We start from the raw sequence: 24,498 nt of genomic DNA, 5'->3' as shown, positions 1-24,498 counted from the left end.
TGCCGCGTTTCGTAAAAGTGGCAAAAGTGCGTTCCCCAGCCGGCATGGCCTATCGCATCAATGCCACTTTTTCGAAGAGTTTGTTCTAGCGCGTTGCTAGGCGATTGATGAGCGTGCATGAAAGAGTCGTCGTCTGTTGACGATCGTAGGTCGGGTGGGGCAGAACGCGGCGAAGTAATCTGCGAGCGGCTCGCCGCTGTCCGCGGTCCGCTTAAGGAGGCAGGGCGAAGACACGCGGCCGGGCAGGCGTACTTCATGTATTCCCGGCGTACGTGTGCAGGACAGTCATCATAGACGATCCAGACGGCGCCCGAGGGGATGCGCCGAAGTCGACCCGATGCGACACTCCGAGGCCTGAAGGCTGGATCGCACCGGCTAAGCCTTTCGGCGTTGCCCTATTCCCGCACGGCCGATGACCCAGAGGCGCCAACTTCCAGCCATATTCCGACGCTGAACGAGCGTCGCATCATTGGCCGGGAGCCGTCTCACGAGGGAGGACCGTACCCGACCCTCATCAGCCGTCCGACACACGGTATGACGGACGTCCCTTGATGAACTGCAACGGACAGTCGCTCGCGGTCGACGAAGCTCTTCTCAACGCCAGCAATCCAGCGGATCAAAGTCGCGAATTAGGGACCAACAGCCTGTCAAAAGTTACGTGAGCGCGAATTGTCGTTACAGGTGGGTAGTACGACACTCACAGGGCATCGTCTCCGCTTGCGCAATTTGGTTGGAGAGAACGGTGCACGCTCGGTTGGAGCCATCTGCCCCGTCAGTTGGCAGGAAAAACGCGGAGAACGGCGATGAATCCAAACCAAGCAAAGAGAATAGGCGAGCAGGCCGATGGGCGCGAGATAACAGATGCCCCGGAGTAAGTCAACGGCGATGGAACAGTGCGGCCGTAGGCACTACTGTCTCAGACGCACTTTGATGCTTTGATGCGCCGATGCGCCTTCTCAGCTGGCTGAAGGCCGACTAGCGGCGTCTTGCCGACGTGCCGCTTGAGCGTCGCGAAGCGGCACGTTTGACTGCGAGCTAGCCGGGTTGTCGCCAAGCTGCGATGCTGTCGGCCTCAGCCATGAGCAACCTTTAAGCTGATATGCCAATGGTCCAAATGAGAATCTTGTGGCGAAGCATTACCTGGCTTGGTCTTCCACGTACCCACCGTCCCTACAGGCGTGCCGTCCTCAAACGCTCCGTTCACTAACAACTTGGCCATCCAGTCCTTTCCGAAGTATATCGATCTTGCTGTCGGGCTCTCGTTCTCGATCATCGTTCGGTTGTCCTTGATCCACTTGGAAATCAAGGCGAGCTTCGGTCCGGGCGGATTTTCAACTCGGGCAGCCATAGCGGCGGCACGAATCTGAGCTCCGCTGCCCTGTCCTCCCATGCCGTCTGAGTAGCCGCCGCTGCCATCGCTGTATCGCATATCTATCTGTGCCCCGTCAGAGTGGCCTGCATGGCCGAGCGCCGACCTGGTGCCGTTCTGTGCAATGTGAAGTCCGGAAATATCGTCAAATCGATATGGCTTGCCTAGCAGCCACGCGATGGTAGCCGACGTCGCCCAGGAATCGCCGCCCACATCGCGAAGGCCATTTGTTCGCCGCGCTGCGAGCTGCGGAGTTTCGTTGGCCAAGAAAAGAGGCACAAAATAGTCGGCGCCTTTGAAGGAAATCGTCGCCGGGTCGGATGTACTATCCTTCCCGTCAACTTGGCCAGTCAAAGTCACGGTGAACTGAACTTGACTAGCCGAGACGGCGAGGTTCAGTGGCGAAACAATCCAATTTGGTATTGAAATCTGTCCGGCGGAGATGGTGGCTTGTCCCGCGACGTCGCCCAGTTGAACGGTCGCCCCATCCCTCACGGCGGCAATGGCTATCTTTGAGATGGAAGCAGTAGCAGGTGAATATTTGATTGTAATCGGCATGCCCCATGCGTTCTGGGCTGCAGCTATCGGCGTGCTGACATAGCGCCCGTCGATATTTCCGCCGATGTTCTTGGGCGCAATTATGTTGAATCCCTTTGTATTGGGCGACTTGAACTGCGCGTCAGTCACTGAGATGCCGCCGCACGTCAAGGCAATGTTGACCGCGACTGTAGTCGGCAGCGCGCTGTCTCCGACATTGGTGGATGTAATCGAACCGGTGATCGTGAGCGGGGCCCCTTTCGTTGCGGCTGTAACGTCGACACATTGATGCTTCTTGACGACGCCTGTCGTCCTGTGCGTGTTATTGACGGCATTTGCGCCTTGAATGACAGTACTAGGAAGATTCAAGATCGAATAAGAATAAGTGTCGTTAAACGGATTGGCCGGATTGGCGGTGTAGACGGGATACTCGGTCGACGACACGGTGACATCGACGGCAACTTGTGAAGTTCCTTGAGGTACTGTGTAGGAGATGGGGCACTCCTGTGTATCGTTCTGTGCCGACGAAGAAACGGAAAAGACTCCGTTGGCCGACCCACAACCCGCAACGACTGTGTTGTGGGCAGCCGCGCTTGCGCCGCCATCAACCGAACGGGAAGGAAGCGCCGCGCCATTTCCTGACGAATGAGCCTGGCTGCGTTGGATAGCCTTCGCACCTGCCGCAGCGGCAGCGGAAGGGGCGGTTAGCGTGAACTGAACCGCAGTGTCTGTCGGACTCAAAACTGCGGTTCCAATGACGACCTTCGGGCTGGCAAGGTCTACGATCGAGACCTCGTACGTTCCCGGGGGGAGCGGTCCCACCTCAAACGTACCGGAGGCTGAGACGGTCGCCACTCGACGAATTTTGCTGGCGTATCCGACGATATCGACATAGCGACCCGAATAGTTCGTCGCCGGCGATCCTGCGTCATTGACAATGGAACCCTTCAGAACAGCCGTCGCTTTGCTGAAAAGAATGTTGTACGCGCGAGTGAATGAATAGCTGTCATCCGAGACGGTGACGTCCAACGAGAGTAAGCCAATGGGCACTGCGGCGAACAGCTTCGACGCGTTCGATGCGCTCATGACTAGCGAGTTGGCGTTTGCGTCGTAACTGAAGAAGGATGTGGCATCGGTTTGGAAGGTGCTGACGCCGTCTGCCGCGTTAACCAGTACAGCGGTGTGAGACGGCGAAATGGCCGGAGCGCCCTTGAGAGCGATAGAAACTGCGCCACTGTTTGCCACGAGTAGATTTCCGGCGGCGAGGCCAGTGACGGTGAAGGAATCTGATACGACTGGCGCAGCGCCTGTCTCGTCTGCTTCTACGGTCGGAACAGTGGAAATCGGCCGTGCACTGTTCACCACGATGGGCTGAGTGTATGTGCTTCCGTCGGCGGTCGAGAACTTTACTTCGGCTGCCAGGTCGGCACCGCTATCGGAATTAGTCGCAAATCTAAGTGTCCCACTACTAACAATGGCCGCAAGAACGTTCGTACTCGAAATGATTGAGCTAGCGGCCATGCCAGTTGCGACCACATCTGCAGCTTCGGCCGTTATTGGCGGGAGCGCGTGCGCCGTGGGTGGCGGGTTTGATGTCGGAGGAGTAGGAGTCGTCGGGGTACTCGCTGGTGTCGACGGCGACCCTGAATTGGAGTCCGAATGGCCGCCCCCGCATGCACACAGAAGGGCCGTCAACAAGAAGGCAGACACCTTAGAGAACACGATTTCTCTCATGTTGAGCTCCTAAGGTCGATTCGGTCGACGACACAGTGTGATCCGCGACGAAGTCTTCAATTGTTCGTTATCGCACACAGGAAGACTAGAGATACACACGAATGAAGGAAGAGACTAAAAAGCGCATTCGTTTCTTTACTTGGGACTTGTGCAATTTGTTCGCCTAAACTCCGACAGATGCTGTGAACGGTGAGCACAAACAGGAATGCGGCTGCCGATTGCCCGAAATGATCGAAGGCGGTCCATCGCCGCGTCACCGCTCTCCCGGTTCCGCACTTAGAACGGCCGTTAATAGTCGCGAGTTCGCTGATGCTGGCAATTGCTGTCTTGCAGGCGCGGACGCCGCCAATGTCAACTGTCGCCCAAGCTGCTGATGTCGAGCGCAACCGGCACAATGTCGCAATAGCCGATGCGAGAGTAGAGCAACGGGCAGGTTTCGGAGCGGAGCCGCCGTTAGAGCGACGGTTGCAAAACCAGGCGAACGTCTCAAACTGGCCGACCGCGGAACGTCGTGCGAGCGCGCTGCTCGGCAGCTGATCGCGTCAACCTACAAGTTCGCATTGCCACCCGAGATGGTCGGTAGGCCTTCACTGCTTCACTGGCGGGTTTCGACTGCCCACCGCAACACAGGATGACCGACTCCTGGCAGGAGCGTCCACGCGCCACCGGGTCCGAAGTTATAGCTCGGCGCGAAGCTCGAAGCGGTGGTCATCTGCGCGGTTGTGAGGCCGCTCGCGGTAGGTACCGCTGTGCCGTCGGCAACCCCTACGGTAACGCCGCTCACCTGCTTGTCCCAATAGACGTCGTTCCCAATGCTGCCCGAATTGCGCAAAGCGATGCCGCCGACATACCCTGGTAGCATGTCGGGCAGATACGTCGCGCTGAAAGATTGTTCGATGCGCCCTTCGTTGGACAAGACAATGCCGCCGGCGGTCACGCCGCCCACAGAGCCGGTCGCGTACGACTGACGGATAATCCCGGTCGCACTGTTGTAGCCGACCACGCCCCCGCCGTGAGAGTGCGACCCGCCACCAGAGTCATTGTTTGCGAAAGATTGCGCGACGAGTCCGTCGTTGAGGAGTGCGATGCCGGCCATTGAACCTTGCGCGCTCATGGAGACGTCGGAAGTGGCGCGGTAGACGGTGCCGGTGTTCTTTCCCACCACGCCCGCGATTGCGCCTGCGCCGATGACCTGGCTAAACATCGTGCCCGTTGTGCGGACGTTCGTGACAAGTCCCGCCGATTGACCGGCGACGACCCCTAGCAGGCTCGCGCCCGAATCTCCGGTCGCGTCTTTGATCGAGAGATTGCGGACCACGCCCGACGCGCCTATCGTCGCGAACAGCCCTTGCAGGTCATTGAAGTCGTAGTAACTGCCGGAAAAGTTAAGCCCCTTGATCGCATGGCCTAAGCCGTCGAACTGACCCGTAAAGCCCTTGGTGTTATTTATGGCAATCGGCACATACGTGCCGCTAACTTGAATATCGCGCCCCAACGCATAATTAGCCACCAGATCGCCTGAAATGTTCTTCAGTTCGGACGGCGTGTTGACGAGACGGTACCCCGTCACCTGCATCTTGAGCCCGCTGAACTCAGGGGCCTTCCACGCAGCATTTGTGCGCACGGTGCCAGGCTGATGTGCCCCATTCCCGTCATACATCGCTGCGACCGACCCGTTGCTCTTCGACCAGTCGATTGTCCCCGCATTGACCACGCCGCCGCCATTGTCGATACCCTTCCCGTCCGCGCGCAGCGTGAGGTTGCCTGCCCCCCGGTTGGATATCGTCGCATTGGGTCCGAGCAGCACGGAATGGCCGGCCGCAAGTGTCAGGGATGCATCGCCGTGCCAGCGCAGTGTCGTGTTCATGCCGATGTCGCCGCTCGTGCTCAATGTCACTGAGGTGCCGCCGGAAAGACTGCGTGCGAGTGCGATTATGTTGCCTGGACTAGCGTCGAAGGTATCCGTGTCGACATTCCATTGAGCCGCTCGTACGCGCGCGCCGTCGAGGTGCACAGTGTGACCATTGGTGTCCAACGTGCCGCCGCTGCCGTCGGCGTCCCTCGCAGCGACGCCTCCGGTTTGCTGCACATCACCATTGGATGCCACCAGCCAAACGTGGCCATCGCGCACCGTAGTGCCGGTTGCGCGTATTCCTCCGTGGTGCGCCGCGAGGGCGAACACATTACCGTCCGCGGCATTGAGCTGAATCTGCGCTGCTCGGACCGAACCGGCATTCACCACGTCACCCTGAGCGCCCGCCTGCACGAAGACCTGCTTTGTTGCCGTTGCGTCTTGGAGCAACACCGCGTTTCCGGTGACGAGTTCCGCCGTGCCTTTCGGCGCGTCGATGGTGCCTGCGTTGAGCGTCATCGCGCGAGAGATAAGGATGACGTCGCCGCCGCTTGAACCAATGGCCCCCAGATTGACGACGACTGCATCGCTCGTGCCGGTAAACTGAAGTTTGCCGTTGCCCGCCATGAAAGCGCCATCGTCGACGTCCAGCGTCGATGCAACGAAGCGTCCACCCGTCGTGACAACCCCCGAAGGCCCGATCACCACGCCTTGAGGATTGATGAGATAAAAGCTTCCGGTGGCCGAGAGCGCGCCGTCAAGACGCGAAGCGCTCGTACCGGTCACACGCGAGAGCGTCGTGCCCGAACCGTTATTCACGTCGACTCGGTTACCGGGTCCAATCGAGAAACTTCGCCAGTCGATAACTCCGCGCGTCGTGTTCTGCGTGATGTTGACGGCACCTGCCGACTGCGTGATGACGCCGGAGCCCGCGACAAATCGACCGTTCTGTGGAAGTGGGCCCGCTGCATGTCCGGCGATGGCGAATGCAATGAGGACAACCAACGTGCATCGCTTGACGTGGACAAAAGGAAGATCGCGCATGCTGCCTCCAGAGGGCGGGCGATAACTGTCAGCTTAGGAGGAATGCACCGGATTTCAACAACATCTTTTCTTATCGAGTGGCCTGCGTGACCAGTCTGCGGCATCCATGTCGTCATGATAGGAGGCACAATTATGTATGCCTCGGACGCGCTTCTAGGCGTGCAGCGGTCCACGCTTGCAAAAAGGATTTCGCACAGCGTCAACATCGGAAGGTGCGCGCCCCTCAGGCCTGAATTTATGCTCCTACGACGTGCATGCGAACGTCGCAAGACGAATGGAAATCCGACGTCCGAAGCGTCCGGAGCACAGTGTCGGCGAACGGATGAGGATGGCCGCAAAAGGACGGATGGTAATGGTTTATCGCCGTTCCACGATGCGCCCCCAACGATCTTGCGCGCTTCGACATATGCGTCGATTTGGGCGACCAGTTTGTCCGTCCGGAGGTCGCGTCCTCTCCCGCGCGGACGACCTGCATGGGCAAATCGGCAGACGCTTCATCGTCTGCAGGTGGCTGTCCCCCGCGCTTTGAGCTTTCAGAACGGAATCACCAGGCCCGGGTCACCTTCCGGGTGACTCGATCGCCAAGCCCTCTTCCGCCATGTCGGCATCGGCGCGGCGCGAACGAAAACGCGCCAGTGCAAGAATGCTCAAGGCCGCGATAACGAGCGGCGCAGCGACTGCGCCGAAGATGAACTTCGCTCCCCAGTGCGCGGCCAGCATCGCGCCGCCGATCATTGACCCGACGATCGAGCCGATGCGGCCCATGCCGAGCGTCCAGGCCACGCCGGTGGCACGTGCCGCCGTGCCGTAGTAGCCTGCCGAGAGAATGTTCGTGCCCGTCATCGTGCCGCCCGTGCCCACGCCGGTGACGAAAAGCGCCAGCAATGCCAGAGCCGGCATGCCGGACAGATGACCGAACGATGCGAGGCTGATCGCGGCGCAGAGAAAGGCGCCGCATAGCACGTACTGCGGATTCATGCGGTCCATCAGCAGCCCCAGCAGGATCGCGCCGAGGCTATTGCCGGTGAGATAGAGCGCCGTCATCAGCGACGCGTTATGGAACGAGACTCCGCTCTGCTGAATGAGCGTCGGCAGCCAGTTCCCGAGGAAGTAGATGACGAAAAGCGCCATGAACGCCGTGGTCCAGAGCCATAGCGTGCCGCCGCCCACGCCCGGCCGCAGCAACTCGCGGATAGGCTGGCCCTGCACGCGGTTCTCTCCGAGCGTGATCGCCACCTTATCCAACGCGACTTCGGGCGCGATGCGTCGCAGGATCTCGCGCGCCTGCGCTTGCCTGCCGCCCCGTGCGACGAGGTAGCGCGGCGATTCGGGCAGCCAGCGCGCCAGCACGGCGATGACAAGAAGCGGCAGAACGCCGCCCAAAACGAGCATGGATTGCCAGCCGAATGCCGCAATCATGCGCGACGCGACGAGGCCTCCGAGCGCGCCGCCGACCGCGATCCCGCATCCGATGGGCGCGACGAGCGTCGAGCGCAGGCGGTCGGGGCAATATTCCGCCGCCAGCGTGTACGCATTCGGCATGGCGCCGCCCAGTCCGAGACCGGTCAGGAAGCGCAACGCGATCAGCATGCCGATGGAATTCGCCCACGCCGAGGCGAGGCTAAACAGCGCGAACACCGCGATCGACGCGATAAGCGTCCGTTTGCGTCCGAAGCGGTCCGCGACGGGGCCGAAGACGAACGATCCGAGCGTCAGCCCGAAGAGCCCTGCGCCGAACATCGGTGCGAGCTGCGCGGGCGCGGCGCCGAAGTGCGCCTTCAGCGCCGGCGCGATATAGCCGACCACGACGGTGTCGTAGCCGTCGAGCACGAGAATCAGAAAGCAGAGCAGGAACGTGACCATCTGGAATCGCGATAATCCGCGCTGATTGATGAGGTCCTGCAGGACGACGCTGCGCGTGTCGTCGTCTGGGTGCGGTGCATGCATCATGTCTCCCGTGGCCGCTTGCGGCTCGTTTTATCCAGCACTGCTGCAATCATCCGCGATGCGTTGCCGGTCATCGCACCCGATGTCGTTCGCCCATGCCGGGCGCTCGGGCGCCTTGCGCCGCGCTCAGCCGGGTCATCGTGGCTATTCTCATTGTCTGTTTCGAGAATCATGCTGCCTCGCTCATGCACCCAGCGCCACGGCGCAGCGAGCGAGGCGGAAAGCAACGAAGAGCAACACCAAGCCTCAAATCTTGAACGTTTCGAGCGTAGCGGGATGAAACAATTCTTCCGGCTCCAGCAGGCGGCTCGACAAGCCTTCTTCGTGATGGCGCTTCAGAAACCGCGACAGCACATGCCGGTTCGGCTCGAAGCCGTACGGCCAGAAGTCGTGTCCCATCAGCCGGCGCGCACTGCGCAATTGCTCCTCGACGAAAGGCAGCGTGACCTTGGTCGCCGACGTATCGCTCAACTTCGTGAGTGCGATCGCCTTGCTCTTCTCGAAGGCCTTTGCCACCGCGCCCGGCAGCCACGGGTGCTGCTCGGCCAGCGTGCGCCGCACGCCCAGCAGATGCATGATCGGAAAGAGCTTCGTGCGCGAGTACCAGTCGGCGGCGGCTTTCTGCGGATCGTCGAAGAGATACTTCACGTTCGGATGACCATTCGTGAAGCACGACGGCGCGCGAGGCCCGATGAGCGCATCGATCTCGCCGGACGCGAGCATGCCGGAGATCGTCTGGTTCTCGGGCGCGTTTTCCAGGCGCACGTCGTCGGGCAGCTTGAGACTGATTTTCTCCAGACGGCCTGCTTCCTCATACCCGCCGCGAACCCACGTGACGTCCGACGGCTTCAGTCCGTGATCTTCTTCGAGGAACAGACGCGCCCACACGTTGGCGGTCAGCTGATACTCGGGCACGCCGATGCGCTTGCCCTTCAGGTCGGCCGGCGTCTCGATGCCGCGGTCGTTGCGCACGTAGATCGACGTGTGGCGGAAAGCGCGCGACGGAAATATCGGCACGCCGATATACGGACTCGTGCCCGCCGCGGTCTTTACGCTGTAGCTGGAGAGCGACAGTTCGCAGATGTCGTAATCGGCATGGCGGAAGGCGCGGAAGAAAATCTCTTCGGGGTCCTGCAGCATGAAGACGGGATCGACGCCGTCGATCTGCACTTCGCCGTCGACCAGCGGCCGCATGCGATCGTAGTTGCCCACTGCAATAGAGAGGTTCAGCTTCGCCATAATCCACGTTTCCTAGTATTGGTTGTTTCGTCGCTCATCAGCCACTAATCAGCACATCGCGCGATTCGGCGCTCGATTGAAGCATCGCAAGGCAAATCTCGAGCGTCCCGCGTGCCCACTCGCCATCGTGCAGCGGCGCGATACCGCCGTGCGCCGCGCCGATCAATTCGTCGATGACCTCCGCGCGCGGCACGCCCGGCGCCTCGAGTTCGAGGCGCTCGCGCCGTTCGTCCCCGTACATCACGATTTCATGCGGCAAGGGCCGCAAATCGCCGCGTTCGCACGACACGATGATCGGGCCGAAGTGCTGATGCCGGCGCGCATCGGGCGCTCGGGAGACAGGCGTATAGGCTTTTCCGCCGTAAGTCCCCGCTGCCTTCAGACGCGCTTCTTCATCGGGTGACGTCACCTGCGAGAGCTTGCGGCGCGCGACGCCGTATTCATCGGCATTGCGCTGGTGTCCCATCTCGCCGATCCATCCGGTCCACTCGTCGGAGTCAAAATGCGCATAGCCGTTATAGGACAGCGTGGCGAAAGCGCCGCTTTCGAACCACAGCGTCGCGGTGTACGCACCTTCGGTAGGACGCGCCGCATCCCAGTTGCCGACGGCCGCGCGGATGCGGGTCGCGCGGCTTCCCGCAAGCATCCGCACGATATCGACCTGATGCGCCGCCTGACTGAACACCGCGCCGCCGCCCTCTTCGGTCTTCAATTCCTCCGGACGACGCGGCCGGTACAGGTAGTCGGTGTAATTGAGCGCGTGGATCATGCGCACCGCGCCGAACGCGCCCGACGCAATCAGCTCGCGCGTGCGCAGATAAGGCGTATCGAAGCTGTGGCAATGTCCGACGATCAGATGCACGCCGGCCGCGCGGCACGCAGCGATCATGTCGTCGCATTCGACGAGCGACAGCGCCATCGGTTTCTCGACGAGCACGTGCTTGCCGTGCGCGGCCGCGATCCGCGTATGCGCCGCGTGAAACTGATGCGGGCTCGCGACGTAGATGGCGTCGATGTCGGGCCGGCGGGCGAGCGCGTCGATGTCGTCGAAGGTCGGCGCACCGAAATCGGCCTCGAACTGCGCACGCGCCGTTTCGCGCGGATCACAGGCGGCAACCAGCTGCACGCGCGCGTCCGCGAGAAAGGTCGGCAGCATCAGCGAAAAGGCACGGCCGAGGCCCGCTATGCCGAGGCGAATCTTCTCCATCAGATCTGCACCTGGTAGTTCGATTCGAGCTCAGGCGAGGCTTTCTCAGCCGTCTCGACCCACACGGGTCGCGCGGGGTAGTGCTTCCAGTCGGTGTCTTTCGGCACCATCGCCTGAAACGAGCACACACTGCGCGGGATCGCCTTGTCGCCCGTGCCGATAGCCGCTTCGCCCGCCTGAAACGCCTTCAACGCATCGAGCATGCGGCGGCGGAATTCGACCACCGCGACATCGCTTGCGCCGAGCCGCTCTTCGGTGCGATCCGCGATTGGGCGCATGGTCAGCCACATCGCGATGTCCTGATTCGGGAAGCCCTTGATGCCGGTGAAGTTGCCCGCTTTCATCGCTTCACGATCCTGCCAGAAGCGGTTGTCGTGATTGCGTAGCGGCCGGTAGCAAGCATCGAGATCGATGCCGACCTGTTGGCCGAGAAACTTGCGCCACGTCTCGGTCTCGGGCGTCTTGTCCGGATGGCCCCATGCCATGAAATAGAACGCGGTGCTGGTGTCGTCGCACGGCACGTTGATATTCGCGACGTTGTACAGATTGTTCGGCGGAATTAGCGCGGTGGCCGGCGCGACAAACACCGTCGAGCGCACGTAGTCGTGCGTGGCGGCGTTCTGGATCGGGCGTCGCAATGCGGCGTACCGGAAGCCGTATTCCGTGCGATGCACCTGCAAGCGCGGCGCCTTGTCGGTCGACGGACGCAGCCAGTTCTTCGAGGTCGCTTCCGCGCCGCCGACGCGTGCCGGCACGAAGTCCGACGAATGCAGGCTGGAGCTGTGTGCGGAGTCGATGGCGCCTTCGAGAATCTGGGCCCAGTTGCACGGCAGAATCGCCTTCGCGATGCTCACGCGCGTGTCTTCGGTCGGCGCCCACGCAGGCGGCACGAACTCGGGAATCGCGTCCTGCGGCCCCATGTAGGCCCACACGAAGCCGCCCCATTCCTTCGTTTCGTACGCCTTATGTTTGACCTTTTTCGTCATGTCGCTGCACGAAGGCTCGGACACCATTTCGATCACATTGCCCTTCACGTCCATCTTCCAGCCGTGATAGAGGCAGCGCAGGCCGCAATCCTCATTGCGCCCGTACACGAGCGAGACACGACGATGCGGACAGTACTCGTCCATCACGCCGACATTGCCGTCGGTATCGCGAAACACCACGAGGTCTTCGCCGAATACGCGAGCCTTGACCGGCGCGCCGTCCGGCTCGCTGACTTCCTCGATGAGGCATACGGGCGTCCAGTGACGGCGCATCAGTTGGCCCATCGGGGCATCGCCTTCTACGCGGCACAGCAATTCGTTTTCTTCGTGCGTGAGCATTTACGCTTCTCCGGAATTCTCAAAGATCGAGTACAAGTTCTTGGCTTTTCGCACGCGACACGCAGATCATGATGTGATCGCGCTTTTCGTCGTCGCCGAGCACCATGTCGCGGTGGTCCGCCTCGCCAGCGCACAGCGTCGTGCGGCACGACCCGCACGTGCCGCTCTCGCAGGAACTCGGCGCCCGAATGCCGTTGTCGCGCAGAATTTCGAGGATCGAGCGGTCCTTCGGGATCTCGAAAGAGCGGCCCGTCCGTTCCAGCCTGATGTTGAACGGCGTGTTCTCCGCCGCGCGCGACTGGTCCACGCCGAAGCTCTCGAAGTGCACGGTGCCGGTGGGCCAGTGACCGGTCATGTCGCGCACGCTGTCCATCAGCGCGCGCGGACCGCAACAGTAAATGTGCGCGCCGCTGCCGGGCTTTTCGAAGACTGGCCAGAAATCGAAAGCGTTGGCGAGGTCGCCGTGATCGTGGTGAATCACCACGTGCGGTTTCCACTCGGCGCTCGAGAGTTCATCGAGAAAAGCCGTCGTCTCCGGGCTGCGCGATACGTAATAGAGCTTGAACCGCGGACCAGACGTCGCCTTCAGATGCCGCATCATCGACAGGATCGGCGTAATGCCGATGCCGCCTGCGACGAACACGAAGCTGCGCGCCCGCTCGCTTAATCCGAACTCGTTGTGCGGCTCGGAAACGTCGATCCGGTCGCCTTCCGCAACGTCGTCGGCCATGCTGACCGAGCCGCCACGGCCGGCCGCATCGCGCTTCACGGCGATCACGTAGCGGTCCGTCTCGGCCGGGTCGTTGCAGAGCGAATAGTTCCGGTTCGCGCCGCTCGGCACGCGCACCGTGAGATGCGCGCCCGCCGTGAAAGCCGGCAACGCCCGCCCGGCTTCATCGCGCAGTTCGAAACGGCAGATGCCTTCCGCCACCTGGTCCTTCTTCGTCACCACGACCGTCCTGAACGACAACTCGTTGCTGACCGAGTCCTTCATATCCCTCCCCCCGCTTGTTTCGGGTCCATCGACGCTGTCCATCCGCGCCGATCTCCATGTCTATTATGTTAGATATCTAATCATTACGGCACAAGCGGGTTTTCCCTCAAACGGCGTTAAGAGGCGCAAAAGAAAAACGGCGCCTTCATGATGAAGACGCCGCCCGTGCTGCGAGATCCGGTGCTCAGGAATGCTTTTCCGCGTGCTCCCGCAGCGTGTTGGCGGGCACGCCGATCAGCACCGCGAGCCCGCCGATCAAGACGATCGCCGCGATCGACGCCAGCCCGATGGCGAGACTGCCCGTCACCGTCTTGATCCAGCCAAGCGCGATAGGGCCGCAGAACGCGCCGACCTGCCCGAGACAACTGATTGCGCCGATGCCTGCGGCGGCGGCGTCATCGGACAGATAGGCGGGCGGAATCGACCAGATGATGGCCGCCGCGCCGAAGTAGGAAATCGAGATCATGCCCAGACAGACAATGGCCGCTGTGGTATTGCCCGACACGAGCGGCAGCAGAAAGCCGCCGAGTGCGCCAATTGCCGTGCACAGAAAGAAGTGCCAGCGCCGCTCGAGCGTCACGTCCGAACTGCGCGCCACCGCGAACATGCCGAGCGCGCCGATGATGTACGGCAGCGCCGACAGCAGTCCCACGTTCAGCACGTTGGAGACGCCCGCCTGGCGAATGATGGTCGGTGTCCAGTAATTGAGGATCGTGCCGCACAAAGGCACCGTGCCCCACCCCGCCGCGAGGATATACACGCGCGGGTCCTTCAGCGCCGCCAGCAGTTGATGCCGCGAGTGTTTCGCGGGCTTCTTCTCAGCGCGGTCGGCGGCGAGCGCATCGAGAATGATCTTCTTCTGCTCGTCGTCGAGCCAGCGCGCATCTTGCGGCCGGTCCACGAGATAAAAGTACGCGACGACGCCCATCAAGAGCGCGGGCAGGCCTTCGAGGAAGAAGAGCCACTGCCAGTTTTTGTAGCCGAGTACATCCACGAAGTTATGCAGGATCCAGCCCGACAACGGCCCGCCGATGATGCCCGCCGCGGCGATCGCCAGCAGAAAGCGCGACGTGATGCGAGCGCGCCGCGCGCCCGGATACCAGTAGGTCAGATACAGGATGATGCCGGGCCAGAAACCCGCCTCGGCCGCGCCGAGCATAATCCGCGCGATGTAGAACTGCGCCGGCGTGGTCATGAAGGCCATCGCGGTGGAGATGCCGCCCCACAGCACCATGATGCGTGAGATCGTCAGGCGCGCGCCGATCTTCTTGAGCCACAGCGTGCTCGGCACTTCGAGCAGGATATAGCCGATGAAAAAGAGGCTCACGCCGAGGCCATACGCGGCATCGGACAGGCCGAGGTCCTGCTTCAGATGCAATTGCGCGAAGCTGACGTTCACGCGGTCGAGATAATTCAGCACCCAGCACACGAAAATGAACGACATCAACCGCCAGGTGACCTTCTGATACGTGGCCTCGACGCGCGCGGTTGTGGCGTCCGATTCCGGCATGAATTGCGTGACTGTGGATTTGGCCACCAAACGTCTCCGTTGCCCTGCTTATGAGGACGATGCGCCGGCACGCGCGGGCTTCGCGCGGCCGCCCTGCACCTTCGTTTTATTCGAGATCTAATGATTATGGTAAGGAGAGCGTCCGCGCCGAACAAGCTCGGGTTTGCACCGACATGTCCTGCGCACGGGTCAGACAGTCACGCACGAGACCCACCGGCTATCATGTAGAAGAAACCCGCTCACGGATGAAAAACTTCGTCATGACACGAAAGAAAACTGTGGAAGGCGCGCCGCGCGAGACTGCCGAAATGCTGCGCCACTGGCACGAATCGGTGCCGAACGACCGTCTCGCGCACCTCGTGAAGGACGCGACACGCTCGATGGTCCGCGCCTTGCAGATGCGGCTCGCGGCGCACTCGGTGTCGTTCGGACACTGGACGTTCCTGCGCATCCTGTGGGAAAGCGACGGCCTCACGCAGCGCGAACTCAGCGAGCAGGCAGGCGTCATGGCTCCCACCACGTTCGCCGCCGTGACGGCGATGGAAAAGCTCGGACTCGTCGAGCGCCAGCAGCGCCCCGAGAACAAGAAGAACACGCACGTCTATCTCACAGCCGAGGGCCGTGCTCTTAAAGACAAGCTCGTGCCGCTCGCCGAGGAAGTCAACGAAATCAGCGTGACCGGACTGAGTGACCGGGATATCAAGGTCGCGCGCAAGGTGCTTCTCACCATCATTGAAAACCTGGCGGAAGACGAGTCGGAATCGACGGATCCGCGCCGGCGAGTGTTGTCGACCCGCGAGATCGGCAAGCTGATCGCCGAACGTGGCGAGAGTCTGGAGGATGCTTGAGGCCTGATTCGACGGCAATGGCGAGCAAGTAAGCGAGTCGTCACCAAGCGTCCGGCACTCCTGGCTTACGAAACAAGGCCGCCCTTTCGCGGCCAATGATTAGGGTAAACATCCGCCGACAAATGGTTGGTATACGGAGTATATTTCGGTCAACGAGACGCTCCTGAAGGGGAAGACATATGCAGTTTCATCTTGACGGCTTCCGCACAGGCGACCCGACGATCGAACCCGCCGCCGTCGCGCACACCGCTGACATGCCCGAGGCCGTCGATGTGCTGATTGTCGGCAGCGGCCCGGCAGGTCTTGTGCTCGCGGCTCAACTGTCCCAGTTCCCGGCAATCAATACGCGTATCGTCGAACGACGTTCCGGGCCGCTTCTCATGGGTCAGGCCGACGGCGTCGCGTGCCGCACCGTCGAGATGTTCGATGCGTTCGGCCTGAGCGACCGCTTGTTGCGCGAAGCCTATTGGGTCAACGAGACGGTCTTCTGGCGGCCCGATCCCGACAAGCGCGGCGCGATCAAGCGTACCGGCCGCGTTCAGGACACCGAAACAGGTCTGTCGGAATTCCCGCACGTCATCGTCAATCAGGCGCGAGTGCAGGACTATCTTCTGGATGTCATGCGCCGCTCTCCGCGGCGGCTGGAGCCCGACTATGATCTCGAACTCGTGAGCGTCGAGCGCGACGAGCGTGACAGCGAAGGCGAGCATCCGGTGCGCGTCACGTTGCGACGCACCGACGCATCGCGCCTCGACGAGCTCGTCACCGTGCGCGCGCGCTATGTCGTGGGCTGCGACGGCGCCCGCAGCCGCGTGCGCGCGGCCATCGGCCAGACGCTGCGCGGCGACGCGGCCAATCATGCGTGGGGCGTCATGGACGCGCTCGCGGTCACGGATTTTCCGGACATCCGGCTAAAGGCGGCCATTCAGTCCGCAAGCGAAGGCAATCTGCTCATCATTCCGCGCGAAGGCGGCTATCTCGTTCGCTACTACGTCGATCTCGGCGAGGTCACGTCCGGTAACCGCGATGCCATCAAGCAGATGACCGTCGATCGGATAATCGCGACGGCGCAGCGCATCCTGCATCCGTATTCGCTGGACGTAAAGGAGGTCGCGTGGTTTTCCGTGTACGAGGTCGGCCAGCGTCTGACAGACCGGTTCGACGATGCCCTGGCCGCCGACGGCACGCCGCGCGAACCGCGCGTCTTTATCGCGGGGGACGCGTGCCACACGCATAGCGCGAAAGCCGGTCAGGGCATGAACGTTTCGATGCAGGACGGGTTCAATCTCGGCTGGAAGCTCGGCGCGGTGTTGAACGGACTCAGCGATGCGAGTCTCCTGCGCACGTATTCCGACGAGCGCCAGCCCGTTGCGCAGGAACTCATCGACTTCGACAAGGAGTGGTCGGCGATGATGGCCGCGCCGCCCAAGGACCCGAGCCGGCCTGAAGCCGGTGGCGTCGATCCGGCCGAACTACAGGCGTACTTCGTGCGGGCCGGTCGCTATACGGCAGGCGTCGCGACCCGCTACCGGCCGGCCATGCTGACGGGCGAGCCGATTCATCAGGCGCTCGCGAGCGGCTTCGCGATCGGCATGCGCTTTCACTCGTCGGCCGTGCTTCGCGCAGCGGATGCGAAGCCGATTCAACTCGGGCACGTCGCGCGCGCCGACGGCTGCTGGCGTCTGTACGCCTTCGCCGACGCACAGGAAACCGGGCTTCATGCGCTGTGTGAACACCTTGCGACGTCGCCGGAATCCGTTCTGCGACTCGTGACGCCGGAAGGCGCCGATCCCGACAGCATGCTCGACCTGCGCGCGGTGCTGCAGCGCGACCATCGCAACGTGCGACTCGAAGACATGCCGCGATTACTGCTGCCGAAGAAGGGCCGCTACGGACTCGTCGACTACGAGAAGATATTTACCCGCGACGCCGTGACTGATATCTTCGATGAGCGCGGAATCGACCGCAATCGCGGCGCGCTCGTCGTGGTCCGTCCGGATCAGTTCGTCGCGCACGTCCTGCCACTGGACGCCTACGCGGAACTGGCAGGCTTCTTCCGGCCGATCTTTCCGCGTGCCTTCGCTTAGTCTTTCTCTTGCTCCTGACGTAGCCAAATTGCCGACTAAACCTAGCGACCGCGATACGCTGTCGAAATATACGGGCAGTCTCGTGCGCCGTGCCCAGCAACGCCATGTCGCTGTGTGGCTCGCCGAGGTTTCCGCTGAGATCACGAGCGTTCAGTACGCGGCGCTCGAAGTGCTGCACAGGACGCCGGGCGTCAATCAGCGGCAACTCGGCGATGAGCTCGACGTGGACCGATCGACCATCGCCGATCTGGTCGCGCGCATGGTTCGCAATGGCCTTGTCGAGCGCTCGGACGATGCCGTGGACAAGCGCAGCTATGTCCTTTTCCTCACGCCGGCCGGAAAGAAGCAGCTTGCGACGCTGCGTCCGCGCGTCGAGGAAGTCGAGCGCATTCTCACAGCAAGGCTCACGCCGCGCGAATGCCTCGAACTCAGGCGGCTGCTGTCGGCGCTTCTGCCAATCGATGAAACGTGACGCGGGCGCGCCGCCTTCTCGACAATCACGCGCTCAAATCTAACGCCTGAGCACGATGGGCTTTTCGCCCATGGTTCGCTTCGTCATCCAGCCGGCCAGGCGGAATGGAGGTTGCCGGCGTGTCCCGGAAACTTCGCGAAAAGCGACCGTTCCGAGATCCCGCACCAGTTCGGTACGCCACCTGCTCTGACAGCGAGTTGTCGCATGTCGCATCTTCTTGGTTGATTGACGGCCGCTAGTAGAACCTTCCGCTAGCGCGTAGCAGTATGGGAGGCGCGGTCGGCGCTTAGCGACCCACAAGAGACGGTCAGCCTGGCCTGAGTTTGACGGCGGCTCACCAGGGCACAAGGGACACGCGCCGTGCGTTCGAGCTCTCTTCAATCCGGACTGGGAAAAGTCGGTCTAGCGGCGAAGCCGCCTACCGACCCCACGCGTGTACAAAGACTACGGTCGAGTTTGTCGAAGCCAACGAGCGCGGCGCGTTATACAAGCGACGCCCTGAACGGAATGCACATTCGCTGCCGCAGCCACGGGACCACGGTAAAGATGGCCACGACCTTTCCGTCGGACTACATGCGTCGTCTCACTCTAGATGGTGGGGAGCGCGTCGATTTGCTTTTGGAGTTCCTGTCTCTCGGCCTTCAGATCTGTAATTGCTTTGGCCGCGCTCTGCATGATTTGGAGCGCCAGATCTTTTTGATCGATTGGGGCGTACACTAGGCCGGCCGCTCCACGTCGATACTCGTCTTCCTGGTAGGCAATACTCTGGTCGATGCTCTGGAGTCGACTTTCGAGCGTGTCCCGCTTGCGCTGTACGGCCTGGCGTTTCTCCTCAAGCTGAGCCTGCCGACTGCGTTCCTGGTCCGCAGTTCTGGCGTTTTCAGCCCCTTGGATCATGGCAATGGTCCCAATCACGCTGACAGTAATGAGCAGAGCGAGGAACGCAATCAGGAAGTAGCGGTGGCTGCGTGCGCGTATCCATTGCTGGGCTGAGATCCGGGCCGGCAGTATCTCCCCAAGTTCAAGTTGAATAAGCCTCGCGCGATCTGCCTCTGGAATGTCCGCGAGGCGCTGCAACAGAATTTTCATACGTTTCGCACGAAAGACCGCGAAGACCCAGGCAGCCAGTGTGAGCGCAAAACCGATCAGCGCCAGAGGGCTGGTGGAAATGGCTGGAATGGCCTTCAGCGCACTCGTTAGGAACTCCATGGTTTCCCCCGGGGAGTGACGACCGAAGCGAGGAGAAAAGATGCTTGCGAGGGCCGGTCGATCTAACAAAGCTAGTTCGTGGGAGAACACTTCGCAACTCCGGCCTTGCAGAGCAGATCGTTGCAGAGGTCCGCTTTGTTTCACCGGCCGCGCGAGCGGCTTCAATTGCCGAGGCTCGGCGCGAAATCTGATCGTCTTTGGACGCAGTGATCACCGCGACAGCGTGTTTGTCTCCAAATACGCATGGACGTTACTTTCAGCGGCTCCCGGAACGACTCTTGCCTGACGGATCGCAAGAAGCCGTACGGAACATTGTCAACTCGAGGAAGGGTGAGCCGAGCGGTAGTTGTTTAAGATTTAGCAGTCAGTGTGGCTACGGTTCAGCATCACATCTGATGCAAGCTGTTGGCACGTCGTGGCTCCGCAGCTGCTCCGGTTGCTTCCGGCTGAAGCGAGTTGTCGGGCGGGACTTAAACTCGCCTAGATAGCACCACCTTGTCACTGCGCACGCCCTTCCCGGCCGGTCAGCTCATCCACGCCCGGCCCTCCGCATTTAGGGACAGCAGTCGTCCGATCTGCTATCGTCCCGTCGACAGTTAGTTGGCCACAGCCGACGATAGGTGTCTCAATCAAAAGTGGATAGACGAGCATTGATGCCAACGAGCGACGGTTCCCCAACGACTATAAAAAGGAAGCGCAATGACATTGGTTGTACTCGGACACGACTTCGAACAAGATTGGTCAACTTCTTGGGACGAGGAGCAATCAGAGAGCAGGTCTATAAAGCCAGCAGGTTTATTTATCGTCGCCGACAGTGCGATAACGTCGTCCAAATCCGGGCAGACGCTCCTCGGTGGGTTCCGAAAGATATATCCTATACCGATAAAATTATGGAAACCTTACTTCGTTGGTGCATATTTTCATAGCTATCAGACGATATACCTAGAAACAGAATGCTTTGTCGCAATCGCTGGAAGCACGTTAACGGCACAACACATTATCAATGCGATTATGGAGCATCTGACTCAGCTCCGCATAACCTTCATTCAAAACGAACGATGGGGCGTCGAGGGATCGTATAGGGCGATAATGCCTTGCGAACACAATCCGTTGCTGCACAATGCAGGTGTCGACACTTGGGATGAGGATATGTTTCCATCCTCTGCTTTCGCGGAACTGCTCACTGCTGAGCAGATAGGCGGTTTTGTGCATCATTCCGTCAACGCCGCCCTCTCGTCGGCGAAAAAGTACAAGCTCGACGAAAACTCGCTTGAAGAGATGAGGACCGACATCGCGCTTGGAGTCACATGCCCTACCAACGGTAGCGAGCACCTATTCACCTATCGTATGAAATGGGAAGTCCGGCAGGGAAAGATAGAAGTCTTCGCGGAGATGGACGAACTAAAGCCGAATAAAATAGCAGTTTTAGGAATGCGTAGATTCGCAAATGACGCGCAGTTGACTTTTGACACTGCGTTGAAGAACAAAACATCCCCTGCAGCACCGATGTTTGAGTTTTTGAATTCTGTCATCGACAAGGTGAGTGCGGCCGGAAGCTTTGAAATCGATCGACCGTCGTATCTGAAGACCTATCGGGGGGGTAGATTGAACAACGTGAAATCTCTCAAGAAAGAATGAACCAGCAGTTTCGATGCTGCTGTTGTCGTCATCACGGCATCGGCAGCCGACCAGGTCGAAATCCATTCAGCGTGCCAACGGTACAACTCATTGCATCGAACGGAGATTGCTGTCCGGTTGGCTGAAACCAGTTCGAGGCTCGTGCATTGGGTGCGAATGCGGGCCGAACCGCCAGAGCCGAAAAGACCGGCCGTTCGAGTGACCACCGCATGACTCAGCCGAACGGCAGAAAGTGGCCGGGTGCGCCTAATAGTCCCGGTACCCGATCCTACCCGTTGTCGAGCGTCGCAAGTCTTGAACTGCCCGCACGTGTGCGGGACGCGAGTTCCAGCTGAGCCAGAGAGTACGTCTGGATGTGTCCGACGGAACGCTTGTCATGCGGTCTGCTGTCCTGTCGTTCGGAGTGCGCGGGATTGGCGGCGCACCCGTGTACGGCATCGAACGTACTTGCGAATTACCTGCTTACCGTTTCGCAGGCGATCGCCTATGGTCTGAACTGGAACTGGCGAACGCTACGCGAAACTCGTGAGGAGAGCGCCATGAATTCGCAATCGCTGCAGCAGGGCGATAGCGGCGACGATGTCAAAGAGCTGCAGCAAGCACTTCTGCAGCATGGCTTTAACCCGGGCGCGATTGACGGGGAATATGGTCAGGGCACCGTTGCAGCAATCATTTCTTTCCAACGAAGTGAAGGCTTTTGCCCGACGGGTTGGCAGGGCCGCGAACACTTTTCGCACTGCAGCTTGCCGAATCGAACGCGCTACCGTCACCGATCACGGGCGTAACTGTCGAGGTGGTTAGTCGGATGTTTCCGGCAACGCCCATCTGTAACATCAAGGCGAATCTGCCACAGTTGCTATCTGCACTCGCGACCAACAAGGTAGCCGATAAGCCAATGCTATTGATGGCGCTTGCAACGGTGAGGGCTGAAGTCGAATGCTTCGAGCCTATCAGCGAGGGGCGGTCGCGCTATAACACGTCGCCATCTGGGCATCCCTTCGATCTCTACGACAACCGCAAGGACCTCGGCAATAAGGGCGCACCGGATGGCGAAAGGTTCAAGGGCCGCGGATTCATCCAACTGACAGGTCGAACTAACTATGCCACGTACGGGCGCCGGTTGCCCGTTCCGATTGACCTTGTCGCCAGCCCTGAGCGCGCCGGCGACACAACCGTGGCGGCCCACCTCCTTGCATTATTCCTTGCAGACAAGGAGTTGCCGATCAAGAAGGCGCTGCTAGCTGGCGACACTCGGCTAGCCCGCCTGCTTGTGAACGGTGGAAGCCACGGTCTTGACCGCTTTGAGGACGCTTATCGTCGCGGCTCGGCGCTGATTCCAGGCTGAGCAAGCACTCGTCGGTGGTGGGGTCGAAGACTCGCTATCTGTAACCGGCGTCCACTGCGCTCTGCAGGTATCGCGTATTGCATTCGTTCGACAGGTAGGAACGGATGCAGTGACATCTCTTCGGAGACTAGAATGGCCGGCCTTCGCGTGGCGATAGTTGTGTGGCTGTGGATGTTACCGTTTGCCGCTTTGCATGCGGAGGGTGCTCCGCCAAGCTGCATGAAACGCACCTTCCCGTCGGTCGAAACAGACCCATCCCTGACGGTAGCGTCAGCAGCGCCGGTGACCCGAGTTCTCCCAGCGGAGGGAGACGCGCGCATCGCCTACAGCGCACAGAAACAATCTGATACTCCGCAGCATTTCCTCGCTTACGAGCGGGGCCATCCTTATCGGGCCCGCGTAGCCTCGGTCGAGCAAACTGCAGATAAAGTACTGCCGGATTATCCCCCCGACAAAAGCGTCGTTCTTCATCTTGACATCGACCGTGAAGGCGGCGGCTTTCCCCTTTGGCACCGACGATTCTTTGTTCTCGTCGAATGCCGAGGGAACGCACCGGTCTCTTGGGCGCCGGTTGAGGTCAGCGTCAGTTCACCCCTCGTTGGGCTTCTGTGGATTCCGGCCGCGTTGCTCATCTACGGGCTGGCCATCACGGCTGTCTCCCGATCGCGAAAGAAACTTTTGGAAGGTCTCGAAATGGGCAAGAGCTTGGCGGAAAAATACCCGTCGGTCTTCGCGATGAAACCTTTCCAAAAATTCGATTATCTCAATCCGATTCAGCTTGCCGCCAACGCATTCAACCAAGGCAGCGTGCAGAAGCTGCAAGTACTGATGTTTTCGTTTGTAATCGGCTCGTTGGTACTCTCACAGGTGTTGAGAACCGGCACGCTCGCCAATATGTCGGCAACGGTCGTCGCCCTCCTTGGCATATCCGGTTTCGGCGCGACGGTATCCCAGATCACCTACACCACAAAGACACGGCTTTCTTTCGACAACTGGGCCTGGCTGCAATCGAACCACGTTCTGGCTGACGATACGGTGCGCGGGCCGGAGTGGAAAGACCTGGTCCTGACCAACCGGGAGTTTGACGTCTACAAGCTGCAGACCATCATTTTCAGTTTATCCGTTGCGACGGCGCTAATTGTTGATGGCGCGTCTAATCTCGCAACGTTCTCCATCCCCGATGCGATGCTCGGAGTACTCGGCTTGTCGCAAGTTGTGTTCGTCGGCGGCATCCTTGTGCGCCCACCCGCGACAGAAGATCTCGATAAGCGCCTGGTCGCACTGCGGGCAGCAGCACAAAACGTCATAGAAGCACGCGCGCGCAATACAGACGTAGATGCGAAAGGCAAGCTGCTTGAATTGCTTCCGCCGGGAGGCAAGCCGGCCCAGAACGCAGAGCGCCAATATCGCGAGCTCGTTTTCGAAATCATGCCAATGCTCGAATCTACGCTCGAAATAGAAGCTGACGAAGCTGCTCTTCTTGATGCTACGCTGCCGCGAGACGAGAAGCTTAGCCGAAAGGCCCTCCGTGATGCACTGTCTGAAGGCTTGTCAACAAGTGACGTAGAGCTACCGTCATCGGCGATTCAAGCTTGCGCAGAGAGGCTGAGCCGATTACTCGCGGGCTTACTGCGCCGCCATGAAAGTGTCAGTGTTGTGGCCCTGCACGCGATGACCGATGCAGGCAATACCGCGCTTCCTTTGAGCGATCGCCAGGCGCGCCAATGTATAGAGGCCGCGGCAAAAAGACGAAACATACCGCTGTCTGCCGCACAAGTTTCCCAGGCTGTCACGCTTCTGCGAAGCGTTCATGGAAATTAGTGTGATGCGGCTCCGCTCGAACGAGATGTCTACCAGCGAGCATTTGCGGCGTCATTTCCGCTTGCTGCCCCGAAGCGGGGGGCAGTGTCCGACCCTTCTCTGTCGTTAGAGCTCCCGCAGTCCACATGACCGCTTCAGAAGTGGGACAGCCGTTCACACTGTAAAGCTTGATTCGCCCTCCGCAGCTGGGACGCCCGGCGGCGACAGTAGTGATGCGTGCCGCGTGATCTACGGTGGGCCTTTCGGAGGACTTCGGGAACGTCCCACGGCACGCGACTATTCGCTTGCTCACGGATAACGGTTCGATTACGCAGATGAGA

The 24,498-nt window shown here is 60.5% G+C and carries 16 protein-coding genes; 7 read left to right on the top strand and 9 right to left on the bottom strand.

Annotation, left to right across the window (positions count from 1 at the left end; genetic code table 11):
- Window positions 1-1,072: 1,072 nt before the first annotated feature.
- From NCR34_RS27585 to NCR34_RS27550, 8 genes are all read right to left on the bottom strand, one after another.
- A complete protein-coding gene (locus NCR34_RS27585) occupies window positions 1,073-3,151 on the bottom strand; it encodes a carboxypeptidase-like regulatory domain-containing protein (protein WP_250501396.1) in 2,079 nt (692 codons plus the stop codon).
- Between the two features lie 1,084 nt (window positions 3,152-4,235).
- On the bottom strand, window positions 4,236-6,536 hold the full coding sequence (locus NCR34_RS27580) for a two-partner secretion domain-containing protein (RefSeq protein WP_250501395.1): 2,301 nt from the start codon (window positions 6,534-6,536) through the stop codon (window positions 4,236-4,238).
- Window positions 6,537-7,094: 558 nt separating this feature from the next.
- On the bottom strand, window positions 7,095-8,483 hold the full coding sequence (locus NCR34_RS27575; protein ID WP_250501394.1) for an MFS transporter: 1,389 nt from the start codon (window positions 8,481-8,483) through the stop codon (window positions 7,095-7,097).
- A 246-nt stretch (window positions 8,484-8,729) separates the two neighbouring features.
- Entirely contained in the window at window positions 8,730-9,722 is a 993-nt protein-coding gene (locus NCR34_RS27570) for an ABC transporter substrate-binding protein (RefSeq protein ID WP_250501393.1), read from the bottom strand.
- A 37-nt stretch (window positions 9,723-9,759) separates the two neighbouring features.
- Window positions 9,760-10,929 (bottom strand): Gfo/Idh/MocA family protein, encoded by a 1,170-nt coding sequence (locus tag NCR34_RS27565; protein ID WP_250501392.1) that lies wholly within the window; start codon window positions 10,927-10,929, stop codon window positions 9,760-9,762.
- Window positions 10,929-12,254 carry a Rieske 2Fe-2S domain-containing protein gene (locus tag NCR34_RS27560; protein ID WP_250501391.1) on the bottom strand — a complete coding sequence of 442 codons (1,326 nt, stop codon included), beginning with the start codon at window positions 12,252-12,254 and terminating at the stop codon, window positions 10,929-10,931. Before NCR34_RS27560 ends, NCR34_RS27565 begins: the two co-directional genes overlap by 1 nt.
- A 19-nt stretch (window positions 12,255-12,273) precedes the next feature.
- Window positions 12,274-13,248: a PDR/VanB family oxidoreductase gene (locus NCR34_RS27555; protein ID WP_250501390.1), complete on the bottom strand. Its 975-nt coding sequence runs from the start codon at window positions 13,246-13,248 to the stop codon at window positions 12,274-12,276.
- Window positions 13,249-13,432: 184 nt separating this feature from the next.
- Window positions 13,433-14,758, bottom strand: coding sequence for an MFS transporter (locus NCR34_RS27550; RefSeq protein WP_250501397.1), 1,326 nt, complete (start codon window positions 14,756-14,758; stop codon window positions 13,433-13,435).
- Window positions 14,759-15,018: 260 nt separating this feature from the next.
- Here NCR34_RS27550 and NCR34_RS27545 point away from each other — a divergent pair, with 260 nt between their 5' ends.
- From NCR34_RS27545 to NCR34_RS27535, 3 genes are all read left to right on the top strand, one after another.
- Window positions 15,019-15,606 carry a MarR family winged helix-turn-helix transcriptional regulator gene (locus NCR34_RS27545; RefSeq protein ID WP_175943100.1) on the top strand — a complete coding sequence of 196 codons (588 nt, stop codon included), beginning with the start codon at window positions 15,019-15,021 and terminating at the stop codon, window positions 15,604-15,606.
- Window positions 15,607-15,785: 179 nt separating this feature from the next.
- Complete coding sequence (locus NCR34_RS27540; protein ID WP_250501389.1) at window positions 15,786-17,693, top strand: FAD-binding monooxygenase; 1,908 nt, start codon at window positions 15,786-15,788, stop codon at window positions 17,691-17,693.
- A 28-nt stretch (window positions 17,694-17,721) separates the two neighbouring features.
- A complete protein-coding gene (locus NCR34_RS27535; protein ID WP_250501388.1) occupies window positions 17,722-18,165 on the top strand; it encodes a MarR family winged helix-turn-helix transcriptional regulator in 444 nt (147 codons plus the stop codon).
- A gap of 588 nt (window positions 18,166-18,753) precedes the next feature.
- On the opposite strand, the gene NCR34_RS27530 is transcribed toward NCR34_RS27535, so the two are convergent.
- On the bottom strand, window positions 18,754-19,374 hold the full coding sequence (locus NCR34_RS27530) for a hypothetical protein (RefSeq protein ID WP_250501387.1): 621 nt from the start codon (window positions 19,372-19,374) through the stop codon (window positions 18,754-18,756).
- A 699-nt stretch (window positions 19,375-20,073) separates the two neighbouring features.
- Between NCR34_RS27530 and NCR34_RS27525 the strand changes: the two genes are divergently transcribed.
- The 4 genes from NCR34_RS27525 (at window position 20,074) to NCR34_RS27510 (ending at window position 24,178) form a co-directional block, all read left to right on the top strand.
- A complete protein-coding gene (locus tag NCR34_RS27525; RefSeq protein ID WP_250501386.1) occupies window positions 20,074-21,012 on the top strand; it encodes a hypothetical protein in 939 nt (312 codons plus the stop codon).
- A 539-nt stretch (window positions 21,013-21,551) separates the two neighbouring features.
- Window positions 21,552-21,797, top strand: coding sequence for a peptidoglycan-binding domain-containing protein (locus NCR34_RS27520; protein ID WP_250501385.1), 246 nt, complete (start codon window positions 21,552-21,554; stop codon window positions 21,795-21,797).
- Window positions 21,798-21,817: 20 nt separating this feature from the next.
- Window positions 21,818-22,357 (top strand): hypothetical protein, encoded by a 540-nt coding sequence (locus NCR34_RS27515; RefSeq protein WP_250501384.1) that lies wholly within the window; start codon window positions 21,818-21,820, stop codon window positions 22,355-22,357.
- Between the two features lie 132 nt (window positions 22,358-22,489).
- Window positions 22,490-24,178 (top strand): hypothetical protein, encoded by a 1,689-nt coding sequence (locus NCR34_RS27510; protein ID WP_250501383.1) that lies wholly within the window; start codon window positions 22,490-22,492, stop codon window positions 24,176-24,178.
- Window positions 24,179-24,498: the final 320 nt, after the last annotated feature.

It is taken from the genome of Caballeronia sp. GAWG1-5s-s, assembly GCF_023631445.1.
GTDB lineage: Bacteria > Pseudomonadota > Gammaproteobacteria > Burkholderiales > Burkholderiaceae > Caballeronia.
The sequence above is the reverse complement of the archived record's forward strand: the minus strand, read 5'-3'. Positions and strand labels throughout refer to the sequence as shown.